Origin of the sequence: Streptomyces sp. NPDC051172, assembly GCF_040682555.1 — a bacterium.
Classification (GTDB): domain Bacteria; phylum Actinomycetota; class Actinomycetes; order Streptomycetales; family Streptomycetaceae; genus Streptomyces.
In genome coordinates this window covers 1-22,142 of sequence record NZ_JBFBBE010000096.1, presented here as the reverse complement: position 1 = coordinate 22,142, position 22,142 = coordinate 1, and the positions used below count along the sequence as shown (strand labels likewise).

20 protein-coding genes are annotated in these 22,142 nt (G+C 69.7%); 14 read left to right on the top strand and 6 right to left on the bottom strand.

Annotated features, from left to right (window positions below):
• The first annotated feature begins 199 nt into the window (after window positions 1-199).
• The 6 genes from AB0N07_RS38075 (at window position 200) to yjfF (ending at window position 7,726) form a co-directional block, all read left to right on the top strand.
• Window positions 200-982 carry a hypothetical protein gene (locus AB0N07_RS38075; protein WP_365843260.1) on the top strand — a complete coding sequence of 261 codons (783 nt, stop codon included), beginning with the start codon at window positions 200-202 and terminating at the stop codon, window positions 980-982.
• Window positions 983-1,759: 777 nt separating this feature from the next.
• On the top strand, window positions 1,760-2,806 hold the full coding sequence (locus tag AB0N07_RS38070) for a LacI family DNA-binding transcriptional regulator (RefSeq protein WP_365843258.1): 1,047 nt from the start codon (window positions 1,760-1,762) through the stop codon (window positions 2,804-2,806).
• 134 nt (window positions 2,807-2,940) lie between these two features.
• On the top strand, window positions 2,941-3,948 hold the full coding sequence (locus AB0N07_RS38065; protein WP_365843256.1) for an ABC transporter substrate-binding protein: 1,008 nt from the start codon (window positions 2,941-2,943) through the stop codon (window positions 3,946-3,948).
• A gap of 96 nt (window positions 3,949-4,044) precedes the next feature.
• Window positions 4,045-5,583: a sugar ABC transporter ATP-binding protein gene (locus tag AB0N07_RS38060; protein ID WP_365843254.1), complete on the top strand. Its 1,539-nt coding sequence runs from the start codon at window positions 4,045-4,047 to the stop codon at window positions 5,581-5,583.
• An 11-nt stretch (window positions 5,584-5,594) separates the two neighbouring features.
• Complete coding sequence (locus AB0N07_RS38055; RefSeq protein WP_365843280.1) at window positions 5,595-6,704, top strand: ABC transporter permease; 1,110 nt, start codon at window positions 5,595-5,597, stop codon at window positions 6,702-6,704.
• Window positions 6,704-7,726 (top strand): galactofuranose ABC transporter, permease protein YjfF, encoded by a 1,023-nt coding sequence (gene yjfF, locus AB0N07_RS38050; protein WP_365843252.1) that lies wholly within the window; start codon window positions 6,704-6,706, stop codon window positions 7,724-7,726. Before AB0N07_RS38055 ends, yjfF begins: the two co-directional genes overlap by 1 nt.
• Before the next feature lie 112 nt (window positions 7,727-7,838).
• On the opposite strand, the gene AB0N07_RS38045 is transcribed toward yjfF, so the two are convergent.
• Window positions 7,839-8,285: a MarR family transcriptional regulator gene (locus AB0N07_RS38045; protein WP_365843250.1), complete on the bottom strand. Its 447-nt coding sequence runs from the start codon at window positions 8,283-8,285 to the stop codon at window positions 7,839-7,841.
• Between the two features lie 123 nt (window positions 8,286-8,408).
• Here AB0N07_RS38045 and AB0N07_RS38040 point away from each other — a divergent pair, with 123 nt between their 5' ends.
• Window positions 8,409-9,407, top strand: a complete 999-nt coding sequence (locus AB0N07_RS38040) for an NADP-dependent oxidoreductase (protein WP_365843248.1) — start codon at window positions 8,409-8,411, stop codon at window positions 9,405-9,407.
• Between the two features lie 106 nt (window positions 9,408-9,513).
• The gene (locus AB0N07_RS38035; RefSeq protein ID WP_365843246.1) at window positions 9,514-9,933 is read left to right on the top strand and encodes an organic hydroperoxide resistance protein; all 420 of its coding nucleotides are present in this window, start codon (window positions 9,514-9,516) and stop codon (window positions 9,931-9,933) included.
• Window positions 9,934-10,007: 74 nt separating this feature from the next.
• Here the strand turns inward: AB0N07_RS38035 and AB0N07_RS38030 are convergent, their stop codons facing one another.
• Window positions 10,008-11,159 carry a serine hydrolase domain-containing protein gene (locus AB0N07_RS38030; protein ID WP_365843244.1) on the bottom strand — a complete coding sequence of 384 codons (1,152 nt, stop codon included), beginning with the start codon at window positions 11,157-11,159 and terminating at the stop codon, window positions 10,008-10,010.
• Between the two features lie 216 nt (window positions 11,160-11,375).
• On the opposite strand from AB0N07_RS38030, the gene AB0N07_RS38025 reads away from it, so the two are divergent.
• Window positions 11,376-12,239 (top strand): hypothetical protein, encoded by an 864-nt coding sequence (locus AB0N07_RS38025; protein ID WP_365843242.1) that lies wholly within the window; start codon window positions 11,376-11,378, stop codon window positions 12,237-12,239.
• A 55-nt stretch (window positions 12,240-12,294) separates the two neighbouring features.
• A complete protein-coding gene (locus tag AB0N07_RS38020; protein ID WP_365843240.1) occupies window positions 12,295-13,110 on the top strand; it encodes an EI24 domain-containing protein in 816 nt (271 codons plus the stop codon).
• On the opposite strand, the gene AB0N07_RS38015 is transcribed toward AB0N07_RS38020, so the two are convergent.
• A complete protein-coding gene (locus tag AB0N07_RS38015) occupies window positions 13,088-14,344 on the bottom strand; it encodes a pyroglutamyl peptidase (RefSeq protein ID WP_365843238.1) in 1,257 nt (418 codons plus the stop codon). The two genes, AB0N07_RS38020 and AB0N07_RS38015, sit on opposite strands and share 23 nt — an antisense overlap.
• A 105-nt stretch (window positions 14,345-14,449) precedes the next feature.
• Here AB0N07_RS38015 and AB0N07_RS38010 point away from each other — a divergent pair, with 105 nt between their 5' ends.
• On the top strand, window positions 14,450-15,613 hold the full coding sequence (locus tag AB0N07_RS38010; protein ID WP_365843236.1) for a transposase: 1,164 nt from the start codon (window positions 14,450-14,452) through the stop codon (window positions 15,611-15,613).
• A gap of 251 nt (window positions 15,614-15,864) precedes the next feature.
• Window positions 15,865-16,203, top strand: a complete 339-nt coding sequence (locus tag AB0N07_RS38005) for a YrdB family protein (protein ID WP_365843235.1) — start codon at window positions 15,865-15,867, stop codon at window positions 16,201-16,203.
• 9 nt (window positions 16,204-16,212) lie between these two features.
• Here the strand turns inward: AB0N07_RS38005 and AB0N07_RS38000 are convergent, their stop codons facing one another.
• Entirely contained in the window at window positions 16,213-16,791 is a 579-nt protein-coding gene (locus tag AB0N07_RS38000) for a TetR/AcrR family transcriptional regulator (protein WP_365843233.1), read from the bottom strand.
• A gap of 105 nt (window positions 16,792-16,896) precedes the next feature.
• Here AB0N07_RS38000 and AB0N07_RS37995 point away from each other — a divergent pair, with 105 nt between their 5' ends.
• The gene (locus AB0N07_RS37995; protein ID WP_365843231.1) at window positions 16,897-19,341 is read left to right on the top strand and encodes a glycoside hydrolase family 3 C-terminal domain-containing protein; all 2,445 of its coding nucleotides are present in this window, start codon (window positions 16,897-16,899) and stop codon (window positions 19,339-19,341) included.
• A gap of 76 nt (window positions 19,342-19,417) precedes the next feature.
• Here the strand turns inward: AB0N07_RS37995 and AB0N07_RS37990 are convergent, their stop codons facing one another.
• Both AB0N07_RS37990 and AB0N07_RS37985 read right to left on the bottom strand, forming a co-directional pair.
• Window positions 19,418-20,392 (bottom strand): aldose epimerase family protein, encoded by a 975-nt coding sequence (locus tag AB0N07_RS37990; RefSeq protein ID WP_365843229.1) that lies wholly within the window; start codon window positions 20,390-20,392, stop codon window positions 19,418-19,420.
• Between the two features lie 46 nt (window positions 20,393-20,438).
• Window positions 20,439-21,323, bottom strand: coding sequence for an SGNH/GDSL hydrolase family protein (locus tag AB0N07_RS37985; RefSeq protein ID WP_365843227.1), 885 nt, complete (start codon window positions 21,321-21,323; stop codon window positions 20,439-20,441).
• A 266-nt stretch (window positions 21,324-21,589) separates the two neighbouring features.
• Here AB0N07_RS37985 and AB0N07_RS37980 point away from each other — a divergent pair, with 266 nt between their 5' ends.
• Window positions 21,590-22,084, top strand: coding sequence for a DUF3145 domain-containing protein (locus AB0N07_RS37980; protein ID WP_365843225.1), 495 nt, complete (start codon window positions 21,590-21,592; stop codon window positions 22,082-22,084).
• Window positions 22,085-22,142 lie beyond the last annotated feature (58 nt).

Sequence of the window (22,142 nt, the reverse complement as noted above, 5' to 3'; positions counted from 1 at the left end):
CAGTAAGGACGGTGTGAGCGGGGTGTCAATGGGTAGAGCAGCTAACGGTTTCGCCAGTTTCGACGCTTCTTGCGTACGTCGCCCCTCCCCGGTGTGTGCCAGTTCACTCCGGCGGTCGCGCCGATATGGCCGGTTCCCACACAACCTTCACGGTCGTGCCTAGGAACGTGACCCTCCGGGAACTTAATCTTCCCACGTCATGGACTACTGCCACCCGTGCCAACGGCACCTCAACGGCGCCCTCGCCTGTGCGGGGTGCGGGACACGCGTCGAGCAGTTGCGCGCGTACCGGGATGCCTACGAGCCGGAGCCGTACGACGACGCCCTCGCGCCCGTCGGCCATGACGCCCCGGTGGCTCACGACGACCATGGCGCCCATCCTGACGACGACGGTTACGACGGTCACGAAGGCGAGAGTGACGAGCCGTACGGTCGCGCCGCGCGCCGCCGTGAGCGGGGCCGGGGTGGCCGACGGAGTCCCGGTGGCGCGGACGGTGCGACGGACGCGAGCCGTCGCGACCGCAAGGCAGCGCTCCACCGCCGGCGCCGCAAGCGCACGCTGCTCGTCGCCGCGGGTTTCGTCCTGGCGGCGGGTTGTCTGAGTCTGGCCGAACTCGGCATGGACGCACCGGTGTTCTCCTCGTCCCCCGACCCGTCCGCGGCCGAGGTCGACCGCTCGACGGCGGAACCGAGCAAGTCGGCAGGCCCCCGGGACGGCGCAACGGTTGCCTCCGCCGGCAAGCCCTCGGCCTCCCCGGACGCCTCCGCCTCGCCGTCGGCGTCCAAGTCCACTGACCGTAAGGGCGACGCATCACCGACCCCCGGCAAGTCGACCCGGTCGGTAGCCGCCCCCGGCTCCTCCGGCTCGAAGCCCCCGCCCGCCTCGGGCTCGACCCCGACTTCGGATCCGACGACCTCCAACCCCTCCCCGCGGCCGGCACCGTCGCAGACGTGCAAACGCTTCCTGTGGTGGTGCACGTGACACTGCCGTCAGGCGTCGACTCCGCCTGAGTGACGGCGGTTGAGGTGCTGCCCTGGGCGCCCGTTCGGCCGGGCCTTTCCCGGTTCCGCCGGCTCGACGTTCCGCCCGCCTCGGCTCGACGACCTCGGCCCCGTCCCGCGGCCGTCTCCGTCGCGAGCGTGCACGGGTTTCCTGTGGCGATGTGTGCGGCGCTGCGGTTCGGCGGCAACTCTTGCCTGATGCGGCCGTGGTGGGGACCATGCCTGGGTGTCCGTTCGGTGGGCTTTTTCCCGGCCCTGTCCGGTTCGGCGCTTCCGCCCTGCCCGGGGCTCGTCGGTCTGTCCGCCTCGGGCTCGATCTCGACCGCCGATCCGGCGGCCTCGGACTAGCCTCCGCCTGGCGGTCTGCGTCGCCGTCGCGGGCGGGCACGGGTTCCCTGTGGTGGTGTGTGCAGGGCTGCCGCTCGGCGTCAACTTTGCCTGATGTGGCCGTGGTTGAGGAGCTGCCCTGAGTGGCCGCTCGTCGGGCCTTTTTGGTCGCGTTATCCAACCGTGACGGCCTTCCGCCTGCAGCCCTCTTGACCGCCACGATTTGTTAGCGCTCACAATGACCTCCGCATTCACCGGTCAACGTCCAACATCAGCGTGGGAGTTATGAGCGTCGTGCCCGCAGTGTCCCGACCAGTCGATCCCGCCAGTGCTGTTGGGCCTTTCCGGAGACTTTTGTGAAGCCGCAGGGCGGGACCGTCCGCCCACAACGCGGGCCTTGCAGGCCGACGAGCGCCAAGGAGGTGCGGCCGTGACCAGTGCGCAGCTTCGGCCGCCCACCATGGCCGATGTGGCACGCCTGGCAGGCGTGTCCCACCAGACGGTGTCCCGCGTGCTGGGAAACCACCCCAACGTGCGGGACGAGACACGGGCCAGGGTGCTGCGTGTGATCGAGGAGACGGGCTACCGCCGCAACTCATCCGCACGGGCCCTGGTGACCCGGCGCACCCGGACGCTGGGGGTGGTGGCCTCCGACACCACCCTCTACGGACCGGCCAGCACCTTGTTCGCGCTGGAGGAGGCGGCGCGGGCCGAGGGATATCTCGTCTCGACGGTCACTTTGCGCAAGCTGACCATGGAGACGCTGTCCGAGGCCCTGGACCACCTCAGCGAGGGCGGGGTGGAAGGAGTGGTGGCGATCGCCCCGCAGCGGTCAGCGGTGGTCGCACTGTCCGAACTGCGCTGTCCCTTCCCGGTGGTGGTCGTGGGCGGCGGTCCGGGCGTGGAGATTCCCGGCGTCAGCGTGGACCAGCACCTCGGAGCCCGGCTGGCCACCGGCCACCTGCTGGCCGCCGGGCACCGTAACGTCTGGCACCTGGCAGGGCCCGAGGACTGGCAGGAGGCAGCCGACCGGGCGGCCGGCTGGCGGGCGACTCTCGAAGCGGCGGGGGTGGAGCCGCCCATGCTGCTGCGCGGGGACTGGAGTCCGCTGTCGGGTTACCGCGCCGGCCAGGAACTGGCCGGCTGGGTGGGCCGGGGGCTGACCGCCGTCTTCGTCGCCAACGACCAGATGGCGCTGGGGGTGTTGCGGGCGCTGCGGGAGGCCGGGGTTCGAACTCCCCAGGACGTCGCGGTGGTGGGCTTCGACGACATCCCGGAGTCGGAGTACTTCGCCCCTCCCCTCACCACCGTCCGGCAGGACTTCTCGACGGTGGGAAAGCGCGGCATCGCGATGCTTCTGGAGCTGATCGAGGGGCGGCCACCCGCCACCGCGCGCAGGATCGCCATCGAACCCCAACTCGTCGTCAGGGCCAGTACTTTCCCGCACGCCGTCCAACCGGAGGGCGTACCTCTCTGACGTACCGACCAACCACACACACGGTTCCGTGTGGTCGAAATACCGAACAATGATCGACAGGCTGGACGTAGTGCGGCCGGTCCCACCGAGTACCAGCGGTCCATCCCCGGGCCGGCTCTTCAAAGGAGAAGAACATGCTCAACAGAAGGAACTTCCTCACCGCGGCGGTCGGCGTGGCGGCTGCGGGTGGACTGGCCGCCTGCGCCAAGAAGGACAACAGCGGCTCCGGCTCCGGCTCCGGAGGCGGCAGCAAGGCGCTCACGCTCGGCTTCTCCCAGGTCGGCGCGGAGAGCGGCTGGCGCGCCGCCAACACGACCTCGGTGAAGTCCGCGGCCAAGGACGCGGGCATCAACCTCAAGTTCTCCGACGCCCAGCAGAAGCAGGAGAACCAGATCTCCGCGATCCGCAGCTACATCGCGCAGAAGGTGGACGTCATCGCCTTCTCGCCGGTGGTCGTCACCGGCTGGGACGCGGTGCTCAAGGAGGCCAAGGCCGCGAAGATCCCGGTGGTTCTCACCGACCGCTCGGTGGAGACCTCCGACAGCTCCCTGTACGTCACGCTGGTCGGTTCCGACTTCACCGACGAGGGCCGACGCGCCGCCCGGATGCTGGAGAAGGTCCTCGCGAAGGCCGGCCTCAAGGGCCCGGTGAAGATCGCCCAGCTGGAGGGCACCACCGGCGCCGCTCCCGCGATCGAGCGCGGCAAGGGCTTCAAGGAGATCATGGACGCGGAGCACAAGTCCGACTGGAAGATCGTCGCCAGCCAGAGCGGTGACTTCACCCGGGCCGGCGGCAAGCAGGTCATGGCGGCCTTCCTGCAGTCCCACTCGGACATCAACGTGCTCTTCGCGCACAACGACGACATGGCCATCGGCGCCATCCAGTCGATCGAGGCGGCCGGCAAGAAGCCCGGCAAGGACATCCTGATCGTCTCCGTCGACGGCGTCCACGACGGCTTCGTCGCCATGTCCCAGGGCAAGATCAACGGCATCGTCGAGTGCAACCCGCTGCTCGGCCCCCAGCTGATGGAGGTCGTGAAGAAGGTCCACGACGGCCAGCAGGTCGAGCGCTGGATCAAGACCAAGGAGGGCGACTACACGCAGGACCAGGCCAAGGCCGCGCTCCCGACCCGGAAGTACTGACCACCGCACCCACCGGCAGGGAGCCTCCGGCCGGCCGAGCCATCGGTCCGAGGGGGCTCCCTGCGGGAGTGAACCAATCGCACAAGGAGCGCTGCCATGGCAGAGCCGCGGCCCGTGCTGGAAATGACGGGCATAGTCAAAGAGTTCCCGGGGGTACGGGCTCTGTCGGACGTCGACTTCCGGCTCTTCCCCGGCGAGATCCACGCCCTGATGGGCGAGAACGGCGCGGGGAAGTCCACCCTGATCAAGGTGCTGACGGGGGTCTACTCCCTGGACGGCGGCACGATCACCCTTGACGGGAAGTCCGTGCTGTTCGGCAGCCCGCTGCAGGCGCAGCAGGCCGGCATCAGCACCGTCTACCAGGAGGTGAACCTCTGCCCCAACCTCTCTGTGGCCGAGAACATCTTCATCGGACGCGAGCCGACCCGTATGGGCCGGATCCAGTGGAAGCGGATGCGCAAGGAGGCGGCGGAGCTGGTGGACCGGCTCGGCCTCGACATCGACGTCACCGCGCCCCTGTCCTCGTACCCGCTGGCCGTGCAGCAACTGGTCGCCATCGTGCGGTCGGTGGGCACCGGCGACAGCGACGGCCAGGGATCGGGCACCAAGGTGCTGGTCCTGGACGAGCCGACGTCCAGCCTCGACCGTGACGAGGTCCAGGAGCTGTTCCGCCTGATGCGGCGGCTGAAGGACGAGGGCGTGGCGATCCTGTTCGTCTCGCACTTCCTCGACCAGATCTACGAGATCTGCGACCGCATGACCGTCCTGCGCAACGGCACCCTCGTCGGCGAGCACATGGTCGCCGACCTCGACCAGGTCGGGCTGATCCAGCTGATGATCGGCAAGGCCCTGGACCAGCTGGAGGAACTGCACGACCAGCAGCTGCACTCCGACGTCGGCGAGACCCTGCTGAAGGCGGAGGGCCTCGGCAGGAGCGGCGGCATCGCCCCCTTCGACCTGGAGATCAAGAAGGGCGAGGTGCTCGGACTCGCCGGCCTGCTGGGATCGGGCCGGACCGAACTCGCCCGGCTGTTGTTCGGCGCCGACCATCCGGACAGCGGCAAGGTGACCATCGGCGGCAAGCAGGTCTCGATGAGCGCCCCGAACGCCGCGATCGGCGCCGGTGTCGCCTTCTGCTCCGAGAACCGCAAGACCGAGGGCCTGGTGCCGGATCTGACGGTTCGGGAGAACATCATCCTGGCCCTGCAGGCCTCGCGCGGCTGGACGCGGCCCATCCCGGTCGCCCAGCGCGACGAACTCGTCGCCAAGTACATCAAGGCGCTGGACATCCGGCCCCCCAACCCAGAGGCCAGGGTCGGCCAGCTCAGCGGCGGCAACCAGCAGAAGGTGCTGCTGGCCCGCTGGCTGATCACCCAGCCGAAGCTGCTGATCCTGGACGAGCCGACGCGCGGCATCGACGTCGGCGCCAAGGCGGAGATCCAGAAACTCGTGGTCTCGCTCTCCGAGGAGGGCATGTCCGTGCTGTACATCGCGGCCGAGCTGGAGGAGGTACTCCGGCTCAGTCACACCATCGGAGTGCTGCGCGACCGCCGGCTGGTGGCGCAGCTCGCCAACGGGCCGGAGATCACCAGCAGCCGGATCATGGAGACCATCGCGAGCGGAGAGCACCAGTGAGCACCCCCTCAGTGACCACACCGTCCCGATGGCGAGCACTGACACACCACCACCTGTTCTGGCCGGTCGCGGTCCTTGTCTTCCTGCTGCTCGTCAACGTGCCCTTCACCCCTGACTTCTTCTCGGTCAAGATGACGGGCGGCCACCTCTACGGCAGCCTCGTCTCGATCGTTCTGTTCGGATCGCCCCTCATCCTGGTGGCGGTCGGCATGACCGTGGTCATCGCCACCGGCGGCATCGACCTCTCCGTCGGTGCCGTGGTCGCCATCACCGGGGCACTCGCCTGCTCCTACATCAGCCACCAGGCCGATCAGAACGCCCTGTCCGGGGTGCTTCTCGCCATGGGTCTCGGCCTGCTGGCCGCGGTCGTCTGCGGCCTGTGGAACGGCTTCCTGGTCGCCAGGATGGGCATCCAGCCGATCATCGCCACACTGATCATCATGGTCGCGGGACGCGGTGTCGCCCAGCTGATCACCGACGGCCAGATCATCACCATCGACAGTGACCCGTACAAGCTGATCGGCGGCGGCTACTGGCTGACGCTGCCGTTCTCCATCTTCGTGGTGGCCGTGGTCGTGGCCGTCACCGTGGTGCTGACCCGCCGCACGGCGCTCGGCCTGCTGATCGAGGCGGTCGGCGGCAACGCCGAGGCCAGCCGCCTCGTGGGCATCAGGTCCCGGCGCATCAAGATCATGGTCTACGTCTTCTGCGCGCTGTGTGCAGCCGTCGCGGGCCTGATGATCAGTTCCAACACCTCGGCGGCGGACGGCAACAACGCCGGTCTGTGGATCGAACTCGACGCGATCCTCGCGGTGGTGATCGGCGGCACCTCGCTGCTGGGCGGCCGGTTCTCCATCGGCGGCACGGTGGTCGGCGCCCTCGTCATCCAGACCCTGACGACCACGATCTACACCATCGGTGTGCCGACCCAGACCACCCTGGTCTTCAAGGCCGTCGTCGTCATCGTCGTCTGCCTGCTCCAGTCCCCGAAGTTCCGCGCCAAGGTCTTCGGTGCCAAGCTCGGCGCCCGGTTCGGCGCGAAGGGCGGCGCCAAGCCGGCCGCGGCCGGGGCGGACACCGCTGCGGCGACCGACGCCGCTCCGAAGATGGAGGTGTCGTGATGAGCGCGACCACCCAGAGCCCCACGGCCGTGGACAGCCGTACCCCGTCCAAGGCCCAGCGTCTGCTGGGCGACCGGCGTCTGCCCGTCGCGGCGACGGCCCTGCTCTTCCTCGTGATGTACGGGGTGGGCCTGGGCCGGTACCAGTACTACGGGTTCGACGACCCGCAGGTCTTCCTGAACCTGTTCATCGACAACAGCTATCTGCTGGTCGCCGCGGTCGGTGCCACCTTCGTCATCCTGTCCGGCGGCATCGACCTGTCCGTCGGCTCGGTGATCGGCTTCACCACGATGCTGACGGCCTGGCTGGTGGAGCGCGAGGGGCTGCCCCTTCTGGTGGTGATCCCCATCGCGCTGGCGGCGGGCGCCTTCGGCGGCTTCCTGATGGGCTATGTGATCCACAACTTCGAGATCCAGCCCTTCATCGTGACCCTCGCCGGCCTCTTCCTCTTCCGCGGCCTGTGCCTGGTCATCAGCAAGGAGTCGATCTCCATCAGCGACTCCTCGGTGAGCAGCATGGCCTCGGCGCAGGTGTCGCTGGGGATGGGGTTCCTGTCGATCGGCGCGGTCGTCGCGCTGGTCGTCCTCGCCGTGGCGTTCTACGTCCTGCACTACACCCGCTTCGGGCGGCGCGTGTACGCCATCGGCGGCAACGAGCAGTCGGCCCTGCTGATGGGTCTCCCGCAGGGCGGCACCAAGATCGCCGTGTACACGGTGAGCGGCTTCTGCTCGGCGCTCGCCGGTCTGCTGTTCACCCTCTACATCCAGTCCGGTGACCCGCTGCACGCGACCGGTATGGAGCTGGACGCGATCGCAGCGGTCGTCATCGGCGGCACGCTGCTGACGGGCGGTTCCGGCTATGTGGTGGGCACGCTGTTCGGAGTGCTGGTGCTGGGCCTGATCAAGAGCATCATCCAGTTCGAGGGCACGCTCAGCTCCTGGTGGACGAAGATCGCCACCGGTGTGCTGCTGTGCGTGTTCATCCTGGTCCAGCGCGTCATGACGGCCCGCAAGAAGACATGACGTCGGGTGGCAGGAGCTGAGCCGCCCGGCCCGCTCCCTGTGCGAAGAGGTCCGGCGTACGCATCCCGTGCGCCGGACCTCTCGCATGTCGGGTCCTGCCGGCCTCAGGCTCTCAGCTCTCGGGCTGCCCCAGCATCCGCTGCAGCAGGCCCCTCAGCGCCAGCCGTTCCTCCCTGCCGAGCCCCGCCAGCGGTTCACGCGCGAAGCGCAGGGACTCGCGCAGGTCCTTGGCCACCCTTCGGCCCTCCTGCGTCGCCGCCGCCAGCTTCACGCGCCGGTCGGCCGGGTCGGGGCGGCGTTCCACCAGGCCGCGGGACTCCAGGCGGTCGACGATGCCGGTCACGTTGGACGGCTCGCACTTGAGTTTCTGGGCCAGCTTGCGCATGGGCAGCGGTTCCAGGGAGAGCAGGCTCAGCAGACGGGCCTGGGCGCCGGTCAGCGAGTGCTCGGCGGCGGCGTTCTCGTAGTCCTCGTGGTAGCGGGCCACGATGTCACCGATGAGCTCGACGACCTCCAGGGTCAGTTCATCGGGACGACGGGTGTTCGATGGAGTGGCCATGGGTTCAGGGTACCCCGTTACTTGACAACCTGAAATATTCAGGAGCATGGTTGTTTCAGGTGCTGAAGTATTTGGTACCCACAGCATCTGACGTACTTCCCGCACGCTTGAAAGGCACTCGTCATGATCAACCGCGAATGGCACCTGCTCAGCCGTCCCGTCGGCTGGCCGAAGCCCGAGGACTTCGCCCTGGTCGAGACGGAGGTCGGGGCCCCGGGTGAGGGCCAGGTGCTGGTCCGCAACAAGTACCTCTCGGTCGACCCGTACATGCGCGGCCGCATGAGTGACGCCAAGTCGTACGTCGCGCCCTTCGAACTGGGCAAGGTCATGCAGGGCGGCGCGGTCGGCGAGGTCGTCGAGTCCAACGCCGAGGGCATCGCCGTGGGCGACCACCTGCTGCACTTCCTCGGCTGGCGCGAGTACGCGGTCGTGGACGCGAGGACCGCCGTCAAGGTCGACGCGGAGGCCGCGCCGCTGAGCACGTACCTCGGTGTGCTCGGCATGACGGGTCTGACGGCGTACGCGGGCCTGCTGCGGGTCGGTGCCTTCAAGGAGGGCGACGCGGTCTTCGTGTCCGGCGCCGCGGGTGCCGTCGGCAGCCAGGTGGGCCAGATCGCCAAGCTGAAGGGCGCCTCGCGGGTGATCGGCTCGGCCGGCTCCGACGAGAAGGTCAAGCTCCTGGTCGAGGAGTACGGCTTCGACGCGGCGTTCAACTACAAGAACGGCCCGGTCTGGGAGCAGCTCAAGGAAGCCGCCCCGGACGGCATCGACGTCTACTTCGACAACGTCGGCGGCGAGCACCTCGAGGCCGCGATCGGCGCGCTCAACCTCAAGGGCCGGGCCGTGATCTGCGGCATGATCTCGCAGTACAACTCGACCGAGCCGACGCCCGGCCCGCGCAACATGGTCAAGATCCTGCAGAACCGGCTCCGTGTCGAGGGCATCCTGGTCGGCGACCACTACGACCTGCAGCCCGAGTTCGTCCGGGAGGTCGGCCCCTGGGTCGCCTCGGGGCAGCTGAAGTACCGCGAGACGGTCGTCGAGGGCATCGAGAACAACCTGGAGGCCTTCCTCGGGGTCCTGCGCGGCGACAACACCGGAAAGATGATCGTCAAGCTGTAGGTCTTACCTGGCCTGTTCAGATGTTTCCGACATGCGGTAACTTCTTTCCGAAACCGTCGTCGATCGTGGGCGCGAGTCGCGGCGGACCGAGGAGGAAGACAACCGCATGTCCATCCAGCAGACCGACGTCCTCTACACCGCCGTCGCCACCGCCGAGAACGGTCGCGACGGCCGGGTCGCCACCGACGACGGAAAGCTCGACGTCGTCGTGAACCCGCCCGAGGAGATGGGCGGCAGCGGCGCCGGCACCAACCCGGAGCAGCTGTTCGCGGCCGGCTACAGCGCATGCTTCCAGGGCGCGCTGGGCGTCGTGGCCCGCCAGGAGAAGGCCGACATCTCCGGCTCGACGGTCACCGCGAAGGTCGGCATCGGCAAGAACGACGACGGCTTCGGGATCATCGTCGAGATCTCGGCCCACATCCCGAACGTCGACGCGGAAACCGCCGGGGCCCTCCTGGAGAAGGCCCACCAGGTCTGCCCGTACTCAAAGGCAACCCGTGGCAATATCACCGTGACGCTGGTCTGACGACACTCGTTGCGTACGCGAGAGGCCGCATCCTTGGACGTGGGATGCGGCCTCCGCTGTTCCTGCCGGAGCGTTCAGACGTCCAGCGCCGCGCTGTGCACAGCCTTCACCAGCCGCTCGTTCTCCGGCGCCGCCCCGCCCGGGAAGGCGATGCGCCGCCGGGTGTAGCCGTACGCCAGCCCGCTGCGCGGGTCCGCGAACGCCTGCGAGCCGCTCGCCCCGCTGTGCCCGAAGGCCCCGGCGCCCAGGAACGGGTACCAGGCCTCGCCCGTCGCCTGGAAGCCGAGGCCGAACGCACGGTGGGCGCGGGCCACCAGGTCGTACCCGACGGAGTGGACCTGCCCGACCTCGGCGACGGTGTCCGGCTTCAGCAGCGGCGGCCGCCCCGCCACCTCGCTGATCGCCGCCGCGTACATGCCGGCGAGCCCGCGAGCCGCGGCCACTCCGCCCGACGACGCAGGCCCCTTGGAGCGCACCGTACGGGAGTTGGCGTGGCCGATCAGGTCCCCCGGCTCGGGCACTTGGGTGTTGAAGGCGATCGAGGCGAGCGTGTGCGGCCCTCTCGGCGTCGCGTCCAGGAAGGCCTGCTGTTTCGCCGTGGGGGCCATCGGCTGCACGGACCGGAACCGGGGCTCCAGCGCCTCGGGCAGTCCCAGGTGGAAGTCCAGCCCGTAGGGCGCCCGCACCCGCTCCTCGTAGATCTCCTGGAGGGTGTGGCCCGTGGCCCGTCGCACCACCTCGCCGGCGAGCGCGCCGATGACGAGCGCGTGGTAGCCGAACGCCGTGCCCGGGCGCCAGAACGGCCGCTGGTCTGCAAGGCGTTCCGCGATCGCGCGGTCGTCGGCCAGCTCGTCCTTGCTGAACCCGGCGTCGAGCCCGATCAGCCCGGCGCGATGCGTGACCAGGTCCCGCAGCGTCAGCGCCGCCTTGCCCTCGGTCCCGAACTCGGGCCAGTAGTACGTCACTTTGCGGTCCAGTTCGAGTGTGCCGTCCTGCACGAGGAGCGCGACGACCAGATGGGCGGCGCCCTTGGTCGACGAGAACACGCCGTAGAGGGACTCGGCGTCGTTGCCGTCCCCGGCCCACAGGTCGACGACCTTCCGGCCGTGCACATACGCACACAACTGGCCCTCGTAGTCGGGCAGCTCCCCCGCCACGAACGCGGCGAACTCCTCACGCACTGCCTCGAAGCCGTCCGCGACGGTGCCGTGGATCTGCTGCGTCATCCGTTCTCCTCAAGCTCGGCCGCTGGGCGAGGGGGGCTTCCTGAGATCGATACGGCGAGATGTACCTGTTCGACTCAACACCAACAAGAGGTAGTTCATGTCGCGGATGCCCCGTATGGCGTATCGCGGGTGGGCCGGAGGGGGCGACGGAGTCCGTCGGATGGGGGCATGCTGAGGGGCGACCGTCGGCACCGAGGCTCCATTCGAGGAGAGCCCATGGCAACGATCCCTTCGCTCCCCAGCAGGGACGACGTGCTGCGCATGGCACGCAACACCACCGACATCACCGGCCAGCTCCTGGACACGGCCGGGAACATCACCCGGATCGCGATCAACACCTTCGACCCGCGGGACGGCTCGGGCGCGGAGGTGCTGCGCGTGCTGCGCGAGACCACCGCGGAACTGGCCGAGGCGAGCGCGTCTCCGCAGGCGCAGGAGGCGTTCTACCGGATCGTCGGCACCCTGACCCGGCTGGGCACGAGCGGGGCGCCGCTCGCCGTGCACCCGGTGAGCGAACCGGCGCAGGCCCTGCTGACGGCGATCGGCGACAGCCTCCTGCCGGTGCTGGACGCGATCGAGCCGGCCGTCGAGGAGTTCGCGGACGCCCTCGGTGACCTGGTCGAGGCGACGTCCCCCGTGCTGCCCGCGGCGGCGGGCGTGGCCGCGGGAGCGCTGCTCGCGTTGACGCCGGTGCTCCGAGCGGCAGCAGACGTCCTGCGCGACTCGTCCCCCGAACTCCGCCGCGCCGCCGACGCGCTGACCGCCGCCCTCGCCCCCCTGATGCCACTCCAGGTCGCCCTGGCGGAACGCGCCGCGGCCGCCGGAGCAGGCGTGGTCCGGGCAACCCTGCCCCCACTGGCCGACCTCGCGGAAGCAGCAGCGGCCACGACAAAGGCGGCCCGACCGGTCCTGGTCGCAAGCGAGGAGCTCCTGATATCAGGCCTGGAACAACTCCAGCCCCTGCTCCTGACGACGGCATCCCGAGCGGGGCGGGTGGCGCGGGCGGCGGCGACAAGAGTGTCGGCGGCGGTCTCCCCGGCGGCGGAGAGGGGGGTCGTGGTGGCCGTCACCCCGGTGTAAGCGCCGGGTGTTCGGCGGTGCCGTCCGGGAAATCGGGGCCCGATAGGGTTCCCACATGCGCGATCTGGGGGCGGGCTTCAGCTACCTACTCAAGGGTCAACGATGGGTGGCCAGGCACGGCAAGCAGTACGGCTTCGGTCTGCTGCCGGGCCTGATAACCCTGCTCCTGTACCTGGCCGCGCTGGTCAGCCTGGCCCTTTGGGGTGAAGACGCCGTCACCTGGGCGACCCCCTTCGCAGGCGACTGGTCCAGCCCCTGGCAAGGCCTCTTCCGCGGCTTCCTCACGGTGGTGCTCTTCGCCCTGGCCCTCCTCCTCGCCGTCCTCACCTTCACGGCCGTGACACTCCTCATCGGCCAGCCCTTCTACGAGAACCTCTCCGAGAAGGTCGACCGTGACGTCTCCCCGGACGGCACGGCCCCCGAGTCCGGCCTCCCCCTCTGGCGAGAGCTGTGGATCTCGGCCCGCGACAGCCTCCGTGTCCTCGTGCGCGCACTGCTCTGGGGCGTCCTGCTCTTCGCCCTCGGCTTCCTCCCGTTCGTCGGCCAGACCGTCGTCCCGGTGATCGGCTTCTTCGTCACGGGCTTCTTCCTCACCGAGGAACTCACCGCGGTGGCCCTCCAGCGCCGCGGCGTCGAACTGCGCGCCCGCCTCACCCTGCTCCGCTCCCGCAAGACCCTGGTCTGGGGCTTCGGCACCCCGCTGGGCCTGGCCTTCCTGGTCCCGTTCGTCGCGGTGTTCCTGATGCCGGGCGCGGTCGGGGGCGCGACGCTGCTGGCGCGGGAGCTGCTGGGCGAGGAGACCGACGACGGTGACGAGGACACCGCCGAGGACCCCGAAGGGGAGGACGTCACCCAGCGGTCGTGGCGTTGACCGCGACGGTCAGGATCGCCCGTACCTGAGTGATGATGTCCTGCCGGTTCTGCAGGAACTGCGGGTCCGTGACCGTCCCGGTCGCAGGATCGGTGTTGCCCGTGCCGAACTGCAGCACCGGTGTGTGCACATGGCCGCCGGGCAGGGTGTCGTGCAGCCCGAGACGGTCCCGCAGCAGGGTGACCCGGTAGGCGATCTCGTTGGAGAGGTAGTCGCCCCCGCCGCCGGCCCGCGCGGTCGAGCCGGGAGTCGGCCCGTCCGGCCGTACCACCGCATCCGTGCCGCCCGCCGGGATCTCGGTCACCTCCGTGTGGTCGTACACGGGGAAGCGTCCCGTGTTCGCGGCCACGATCTCCTTGTACGGCAGGGTGGTCGTCGTCCACTGCGGCTGTGAGGCGGGATCGCTGACCGGGACGGTCTCCGTCCGGCTGATGTTGTCGTTGTCGGGGAACCCGCCCCGCCAGGCCCCGTTGGTCCGCTCCACGTCGAACCGCCCGACCCGCCCCTGGCTCACGGTCGTGAACAGGTCCACCTGCTTCAGATACGGCCGCAGCGTCCGCTCCACCGTCCCGTCCGCGAAGTCCTGCCAGCGCACCGGGAACACGACCGTCTCGACCCGCGCGGGCCCCTTCGCCGTCTCGATCACCGTTCCGTCGAGCGCGAGCGCGGTGGCCCCGGACGGGTTGGAGATCCGGATGTCCCGGTCCAGCGTGAACGGGTCGAAGCCGGTGACGAGCACGCGCCTGAGGCCCTTGCCGTGCTGCGGGTAGCGGACGTCGGTCTGGCCGCGCGAGGTGCGCTCCAACGCGTCGATCAGCGCGGCCCGTTGCTGGTCGCTCAGAACGAACTCCGGTTCCCAGGTGCGCACTTCACGGGTCATCCCGAGCCGTGCCCAGTACAGCGGCCGGTCGTCGTCCCGGGCCAGGTCCCCGCCCGCCGGCGCTCGCCCCTGCGCCCGGTCCACGGCCCGCCGCCACAGCGCCGCCCCCTCCTGTACGACGATGCGGCGGGCCTGCGCACAGGAACCGGCCTCCGCCAGCGCGCGGGTGAGCCGAGGGGCCACGTCGTCGAACCCGGACCGTGCGAGGATCTCCTGCGGTACGGCCTTGTCGAGCCGCTGCTCCTCCACGGTGGGGGAGGGGACGGTCGTGGCCGCTGCCGGAGGCATGGGGGTCGCGAACCCCGCCAACAGGGCCAGTCCTAGGAAGCCGATCCGAACACGTATGGAGGTCAAGGGAGTTCAGCCTTTCGTCGCGAGGTACTCCGGGCGTTCACTCGCAAGGGTGATGAACGAGGAACGTCTGATGGGAGGTCGTGCACGTGTGTAGTTTCGGTGGTTGTGAAGATTGTGAGACAGGTCAAGCTCAAGCCGGATGCCGCTCAGGCGCTGGCACTTGAGCGCACCCTGCCCGCGACCAACGAGTCGGCCAACTGGGTGTCCGCCGTCGGCTTTGAGTGCTTCGGGCTGAGGGCATCGGTGCGTGAGTTGCGGAAGCTGTGTTACAGCGAGCTCAAGGCCCGTGGCTTCGGAGCACAGGCCGCGCAGCACCTCATCAAGCGCGTCGCGGACGCGTACACGGCGTTGCGGGCGGGCATCCGGGCCGGGAACCTCGGACGTGAGGGATCGACACGTCGCCGCAAGGCTGAGTCCAAGCCGGTCGTTTTCCGTCCGCATGCCGCGCACACATACGACGACCGCTGCCTGTCGTGGAATTACGACGCGCAGACGGTGTCGATCTGGACACTGGACGGGCGGATCAAGAACGTGCGGTTTGCCTGCTCGCCAGAGACTCTCAAGGCGCTGGCCGAGCGCCGCAAGGGTGAGTCGGACCTGGTGTTCCGGGACGGCAAGTGGTTCCTGATCGCCACCATCGACATTCCCGAACCCGAGGTGTTCGAGCCCAAAGGCTTCATCGGCGTGGACCGGGGCATCGTCAACCTCGCCACGACCTCGGACGGAGATGACCACCAGGGTCGACGCCTGGGACGGTATCGGCGCTGGCAGGCCCGCAAGCGGTCCGAGATCCAGGCCAGGGAGACACGCTCCGCCAAACAACTCCTCAAGAAGCGGGCGAAGAAGGAAGCCCGCCACGCCACCCACGTCAACCACAAGGTGGCCAAGGAAGTCGTTGCTGTCGCCCAACGCACCGAGCGCGGTATCGCCCTGGAAGAACTCCAGGGCATTCGCGAGCGGGTTACGGTTCCGCGCGACCAGCGAGCACGACTCTCCTCCTGGCCGTTCCACCAACTCGGTGCTTTCATCGCCTACAAGGCGAAGCGTGCCGGGGTGCCGTTCATCGAGGTTGACCCGGCCTACACCTCGCAGCGCTGTCCGCGCTGCGGTCACACCGAGCGCGGCAACCGCCGCACTCGGGACGCTTTCTGCTGTCGTCGGTGCGGCCTCGCTGGGCTGGCCGACCACGTCGCCGGGGTTAACGTGCGCTCCCGCGCACGCTCGGCGTGGGTATTCGTCAACATGCCCGATCCAGTCTCGCCGAATTAGCCGGGACTGGTAGATGCGACCCGTGACCGTCCTGTCGTAGGGGGCAGTCGGGAGCATAAGCGGAGCCCTTCGGGACTGAGTCAACTACTCGTCCTCAGGGCCGAGTAGTTGGCGTCCTTCCGTCGCTGTATTGCAGGCGAGCATGACCTTCGAGGCCTCGCGGTTGTTCCGGCCCGAGGCGCAGATCGAGATCGAGGTCGTCGCCGCCGTGCCCGCACCGGAGTGATCCCTTCCGGGCGATACTGCCGCCCATGAAGGCAATCAAGGCAGTGAACCTCGGCGTCCTGTTCCTCATCGAACTCGGCGCTCTGGTGGCAGTCTCCTACTGGGGCTTCACCCGGGACACGGCCGCCCCGCTCGCCTGGCTCCTCGGCCTCGGCGCCCCGGCCGTACTGATCGTGCTGTGGGCGCTGTTCGGCTCCCAGAAAGCGTCGTACAAGACGCGTGGCGCGGTCCGCGTCGGCTTCGAACTGCTCTGGTTCGGGGCCGGCGTGGTCGCACTGTTCGCGGCCGGAGCCATGGCCTGGGCGATCGCCTTCGCCGCCGTGTGCGCGGTGAGCAAGGCGCTCGCCGTCATCTGGCGCCAGTAGGAGGGGAGTTCAGGCTTCCTCCCCCAGCAGCGCCAGGAAGTCCCGGAACGCCCCAGGCATGTCCACCGACTCGGGGTCCAGCAGCCACTGGTACTGCAAACCGTCCATCACGGCCACCAGCAGCGGAGCCGTCCGCTCCGGCGTGAGCCCGTTCGGCAACCGCTCCCCGTACTCGGCCCGCAACACGGCCGCCATGTTCTCCCGCACCTGCCGGTACCGCCCGGTGAAGTACGCCCGCGCCGGATGCCCCTCCGTCACGCTCTCGCCCAGCAGCGCCGAGAACGTCTGGATGATCCCGGGCCGCATCGCGTTGTACTCGACCAGCGAGGCCAGCAGATCCACCCGCCACTGCGTGGCCGGTACGGCATCCCACTGGTCCCGGTCCTTCAACACCGCGACCAGCAGCGCGTCCTTGGTCGGGAAGTAGTGCAGCAGCCCCTGCTGGGTGAGCCCGACGCGCTCCGCCACCGCGGCCAGGGACGCGCCCCGGTACCCACGCTCGGCGATCACCTCCAGCGCCGCCCGCACGATCTCCGCGCGCCGCTCCTCACTTCTGACCCTGGCGTTCATGGCGTCACCGTACGACATCCCCGTACAGACAATATTACGGCACGATAACGAAACCTACCGCGTTACAGGGAGTGGGTGCACGATGGGGCGCAGGACGACATGACTCGATGAGGAGGCACCGCCATGGCGGGAACCCCAGGACCCTCTCCGGCCGACCGTGCGCGCGAGGCCGTCGTCGACGCGGCGCTCGGCAAACTGGACCTGGACGCCAAGGCCCGGCTGCTGTCCGGCCAGGACATGTGGTCCCTGCCCGCCCTGCCGGAGATCGGTCTGAACTCGCTCGTCATGTCCGACGGCCCGATCGGCGTCCGGGGGGTGCGCTGGACCGCGGACGACCCCTCCATCGCCCTGCCGTCCCCGACCGCCCTGGCCGCCACCTGGGACCCGGAACTCGCCCGCCGCGCCGGCACCCTGCTCGCGCAGGAGGCCCGGCGCAAGGGCGTGCACGTACTGCTCGCGCCCACGGTCAACCTCCATCGCTCCCCGCTCGGCGGACGGCACTTCGAGGCCTACTGCGAGGACCCGTATCTGACCGGGCTGATCGGTACGGGCTATGTGCAGGGTGTCCAGTCGGGCGGCGTCGGCACCACCGTCAAGCACTTCGTCGCCAACGACGCCGAGACCGACCGCTTCACCGTCAACAACCTGGTCTCGCCGCGCGCCCTGCGCGAGCTCTACCTGGCCCCCTTCGAGCTCATCGTCGAGAACGCCCGCCCGTGGGGCATCATGACCGCCTACAACACGGTCAACGGCACGACGATGACCGAGCACCGCCACCTGGTGAACGAGGTCCTGCGCGGCGAATGGGGCTTCGACGGCTACAACGTCTCCGACTGGATGGCCGCCCGGTCGACGGTCGGCGCCATCGAGGGCGGCCTCGACGTCGCCATGCCCGGCCCGCAGACCGTGTACGGCGCCCCGCTCGCCCAGGCGGTGCGGGACGGCGAGGTCGAGGAGGCCGTCGTCGACGAGGCCGTACGCAACGTCCTGCGGCTCGCCGCCCGCGTCGGCGCCCTGGAGAGCGCCGAGCCCGCCGTCACCGCCCTGCCCGAGCCCGTCGACGGCATCGCACTGGCCCGCGAGATCGCCCGCCGCGCCTTCGTCCTGGTGAAGAACGACGACAACGCCCTGCCCCTCAAGCCCGGCACGGTGGCGCTGATCGGCGCCGCCGCCCGCGACGCCCGCGTCCTCGGCGGGGGCTCGGCCACGGTCTTCCCGGCCCGGATCGTCTCCCCGCTCGACGGCCTCACCGCCGCCCTCCCCGAGGGCACCCTCCGCTACGCCGTCGGCGCCGACCCCACCACCGAACTCGCCGTCGCCGACAAGGGCTTCGAACTGCGGGCGGTGTGCCGTGACGCGGACGGGAACGTCATCGGCACGGGCTCCGCACCCAACGGCCAGATCCAGTGGATGGGTTCCGACCTTCCCGAGGGAGTCACCCACGACCGCCTGCACACCGTCGAGCTGACCGGCACCTTCACCCCGCGCGAGACGGGCCTCCACACCTTCGGCGCCAAGGGCACCGGCCACTTCACCCTCACCGTCGACGGCACGACGTACTACGACGACCTCCAGGGCCCCGCCGACGACAGCGACCCCTTCGAGGCGTTCTTCGGCGCCCCGGTGCCCCGCGCCCAGGCCGAACTGACCGAAGGCCAACCGGTGGAGGTCTCCCTCACCTACGTCTACGCCCTTCCCGAGGAGTTCCCCTTCAAGGTCGTCGCCTTCGCGCTGGCCCATCTGGAGCCGCAGCGCGACGGCGACGAACTGCTCGCCGAGGCCGTCGAGGCCGCCCGCGCCGCCGACACCGCCGTCGTCGTGGTCGCCACCACCGACCGAGTGGAGTCGGAGGGCTTCGACCGCAAGGACCTCGACCTCCCCGGCCGCCAGGACGACCTGGTCCGCGCCGTCGCCGCCGCCAACCCGAACACCGTCGTGGTCGTCAACTCCGGCTCCCCGGTCGAGCTGCCGTGGCGGGACGAGGTCGCCGCGGTCCTGCTCAGCTGGTTCCCCGGCCAGGAGGGCGGCGCGGCCCTCGCCGACGTGCTGACCGGCGGGTACGAGCCCGGCGGCCGTCTGCCCACCACCTGGGGCTCCCTTTCCGACGCCCCGGTCACCCAGGTGGTGCCGGAGGCCGGCGAACTCGCGTACACCGAGGACGTCTTCATCGGCTACCGGGCCTGGGAGAAGCAGGGCCGCACCCCCTCGTACCCCTTCGGCCACGGCCTCGGCTACACCGACTGGACCTATGAGTCCGTCGAGGTCGACGGCACCACCGCCACGGTCCGCGTCCGCAACTCCGGCGAGCGCGCGGGCCGGGAGGTCGTCCAGCTCTACCTGGCGCCGACCGAGCCCGGCCCGGACCGCCCGGCACGCCGGCTGGCGGGCTTCGCGGGCGTCGAGGCGGCCCCGGGCGAGACGGCGGAAGCGGTCATCGAGATCCCCCGCCGCGCCTTCGAGGTCTGGGACGAGGAAACGAACGCATGGTCATGTGTGAAGGGTTCGTACGAGATCCAGGTGAGCCGCTCGATCACCGACCGCCGCCTCACCGCGACGATTAACGTCTGATCCGGGACAAGTGTCCCCACGACCAGCCCCGGCCCGGGACCTGACCCCTGGGCCGGGGCAACGCGCTCCACCGCCGCTAGCGGGTGGTGAAGCCGTACACCGTCTCCGACCTGAACACCCCGCCCGGCCGCAGCACCGTGCTCGGGAAGTCCGGGTGGTTCGGGGAGTCGGGGAAGTGCTGGGTCTCCAGCGCGATGCCGTCGCCGGGGGCGAAGGGGGCGGACAGATGGTCCGCCGTGTAGACCTGGAGGCCGGGCTCGGTGGTGGCCACGGTCAGGACCCTGCCGGTCGCCGGGTCGTGCAGTTCGGCCACCTCGCGGGCAGTCTCGGTCACTCCGCCGTCGAGCACGAAGTTGTGGTCGTATCCGGCGCCGACCTTCCGCGCCTGACGGAAGTCGAAGCGGGTGCCCGTCACGTCGGCGAGCTCGCCGGTCGGGATCAGATCGGCGTCGACCGGGGTGTAGCGGGAGGCGGCGAGCCGCAGTTCGTGGCCGCCCGCGCTGCCCGAGCCGCCGAGGTCGAAGTAGCTGTGGTTCGTCAGGTTCACCACGGTCGGTGCGTCCGTCACCGCCTGGTACGCGACGCGCAGGGCGCCGGACTCGTCGAGCGTGAACGTCGCCGAGACCTCCAGCCGCCCCGGGAAGCCCTCCTCACCATGCGCACTGACCCGGCTCAGCCGCACCCCGTGCTCCCCGGCCTGCGTCACCTCCCACACCCGCTTGTCGAAGCCGCGCCCGCCGCCGTGCAGGGAGTTGGGCGGCGTGTTCTGCTCCAGCGCGTACGTCACCCCGTCCAGCGGGAAGCGGCCGCCCGCGATCCGGTTGGCGTACCGGCCGATCAGCGCGCCGAGATACGGCTCCGGGTGCGTGAGATAGCCGTCCAGGTCCGCGAACCCCAGCACCACGTTCCCGGCCCGCCCGTCCCGGTCCGGGACCTCCAGGGACTGCACGATCCCGCCGTACGACAGGATCCGCACCCGCACGCCGGCCCGCTCCAGGGTCCAGCGGTGAACCGGGGTGCCGTCGGGAAGTGTGCCGAAGAGTTCGTTCATGTGCGGAACTTTAGGTCACGGCCCCGTGGTCCCGGATCACCGCACCTCACGCCTTCTTCCCCGTGACCTTCCGGTAGGCGATCTCCGCGAGCCGCGCCTGCCCGTTCACACTGGGATGGAACCAGTCCCACTGGCTCAACTGGGCCGTACCGAACCGGTAGTCGTACACCGCGCCCCCGTCGAACCGGCACCGACGGTCCTTCGCACAGACCTCCTTGAGCACCGTGTTGTACGCCTCCACGCGCTTCTGCACGGTGTCCCGCCGCTGCGTGGCCGCCGAGTCCAGGGCGTCCGCGTCGCCCAGCATGGACGGGCAGATGCCGAGCTTCCACACCTGCTTGCCCATCGGGTTGGTGCGGCCCTCGGACCACAGCCGCTTCAGGTTCGGCACGCTCGCCACGTACACCTGCGTCCTCGGCAGCGCCTTGCGCAGGGTGCTCAGTGCGTCCTCGAAGTCGGCGCGGAAACTCTCCACCGAGGTCATGGCGGCGGTGCTGACCCGGCAGGCGTCGTTCGCCCCCACCATCACCGTCACCAACTGCGGCCTGCGCGTCACCGCCTGCGCCATCTGACCCGGCAGGTCAGCCATCCGCGCCCCGGTCACCGCGTAGTTCCAGCTGCGCTCGGCGGCCTGCGCCTTCCCCAGCAGCCGTACGGCGAGGCTGTCGACCTTGGCGCTGCTGCCGGTCGCCCAGGACACCTCGGGGCAGTCCGACAGGACTGTACAGGCGTCGAAGCCGCGCGTGATGGAGTCGCCGACCGCGGCGATCGAACGGGGACTCACGTCCCACGCCGGCGCAGGCTTCGCGCGGTGCGCCCCGGTGCCCGTCGGCCCGGCGGAGTCACCGACGGCGTCGCAGCCGGCGACGCCCAGGACGGTCGCCGCCACGGCGGCGAGAACGGTCCGTGAACGGTGGCTTGGCTTCCGCATACGCCGGTGATCCCCTCGGTGCGTCCGTCTGTGTACGGATGTGTCACCCCATAACAACGCGCGAGAGTTCCCGATCCACGCACCCTGCAACGGTTCACACCCGTACAAGCGTCCTGCCGGGTGAATGGCGGACGTTTCAGCGCATCGGGACCGACGGTACGTCACACTCCTTGCGCCGCCGCACGGTAGCCTCGCCATCAACGCGGCCGTCCGGCCACGGCCGTCCGCCCGTTCGCCAGATTGTCCTGCTCTGCCCGGAGGTCCCGGTGACGACACGTGGGGTTCTGTACGTGCACTCCGCGCCGCGCGCGCTGTGCCCGCACGTCGAGTGGGCCGTCGCCGGGGTGCTCGGCACACGCGTCAACCTCGACTGGATCCGGCAGCCCGCCGCGCCGGGCACCTGGCGCTCGGAGTTCTCCTGGCAGGGCGAGGTCGGCACGGCTTCCAAGCTCGCCTCGGCGCTGCGCGGCTGGCAACTCCTGCGCTTCGAGGTCACCGCGGAGCCCTGCCCCACCGCGGAGGGCGAACGCTACAGCTGCACCCCCGACCTCGGCATCTTCCACGCCGTCACCGGCATCCACGGCGACATCCTCATCCCCGAAGACCGCCTCCGCGCCGCCCTGGCCCGCTCACAGCAGGGCGAAACGGAACTGGAGTCGGAGCTCACCAAGCTCCTCGGAAAGCCGTGGGACGACGAGCTGGAGCCTTTCAGGTATGCGGGGGAGGGCGCTCCGGTGCGCTGGTTGCATCAGGTGGTGTGAGCAGCGCCCCGTAGGGGCGCGGGGAACTGCGCGACCAGCCCCCACAAACCCGCAGACG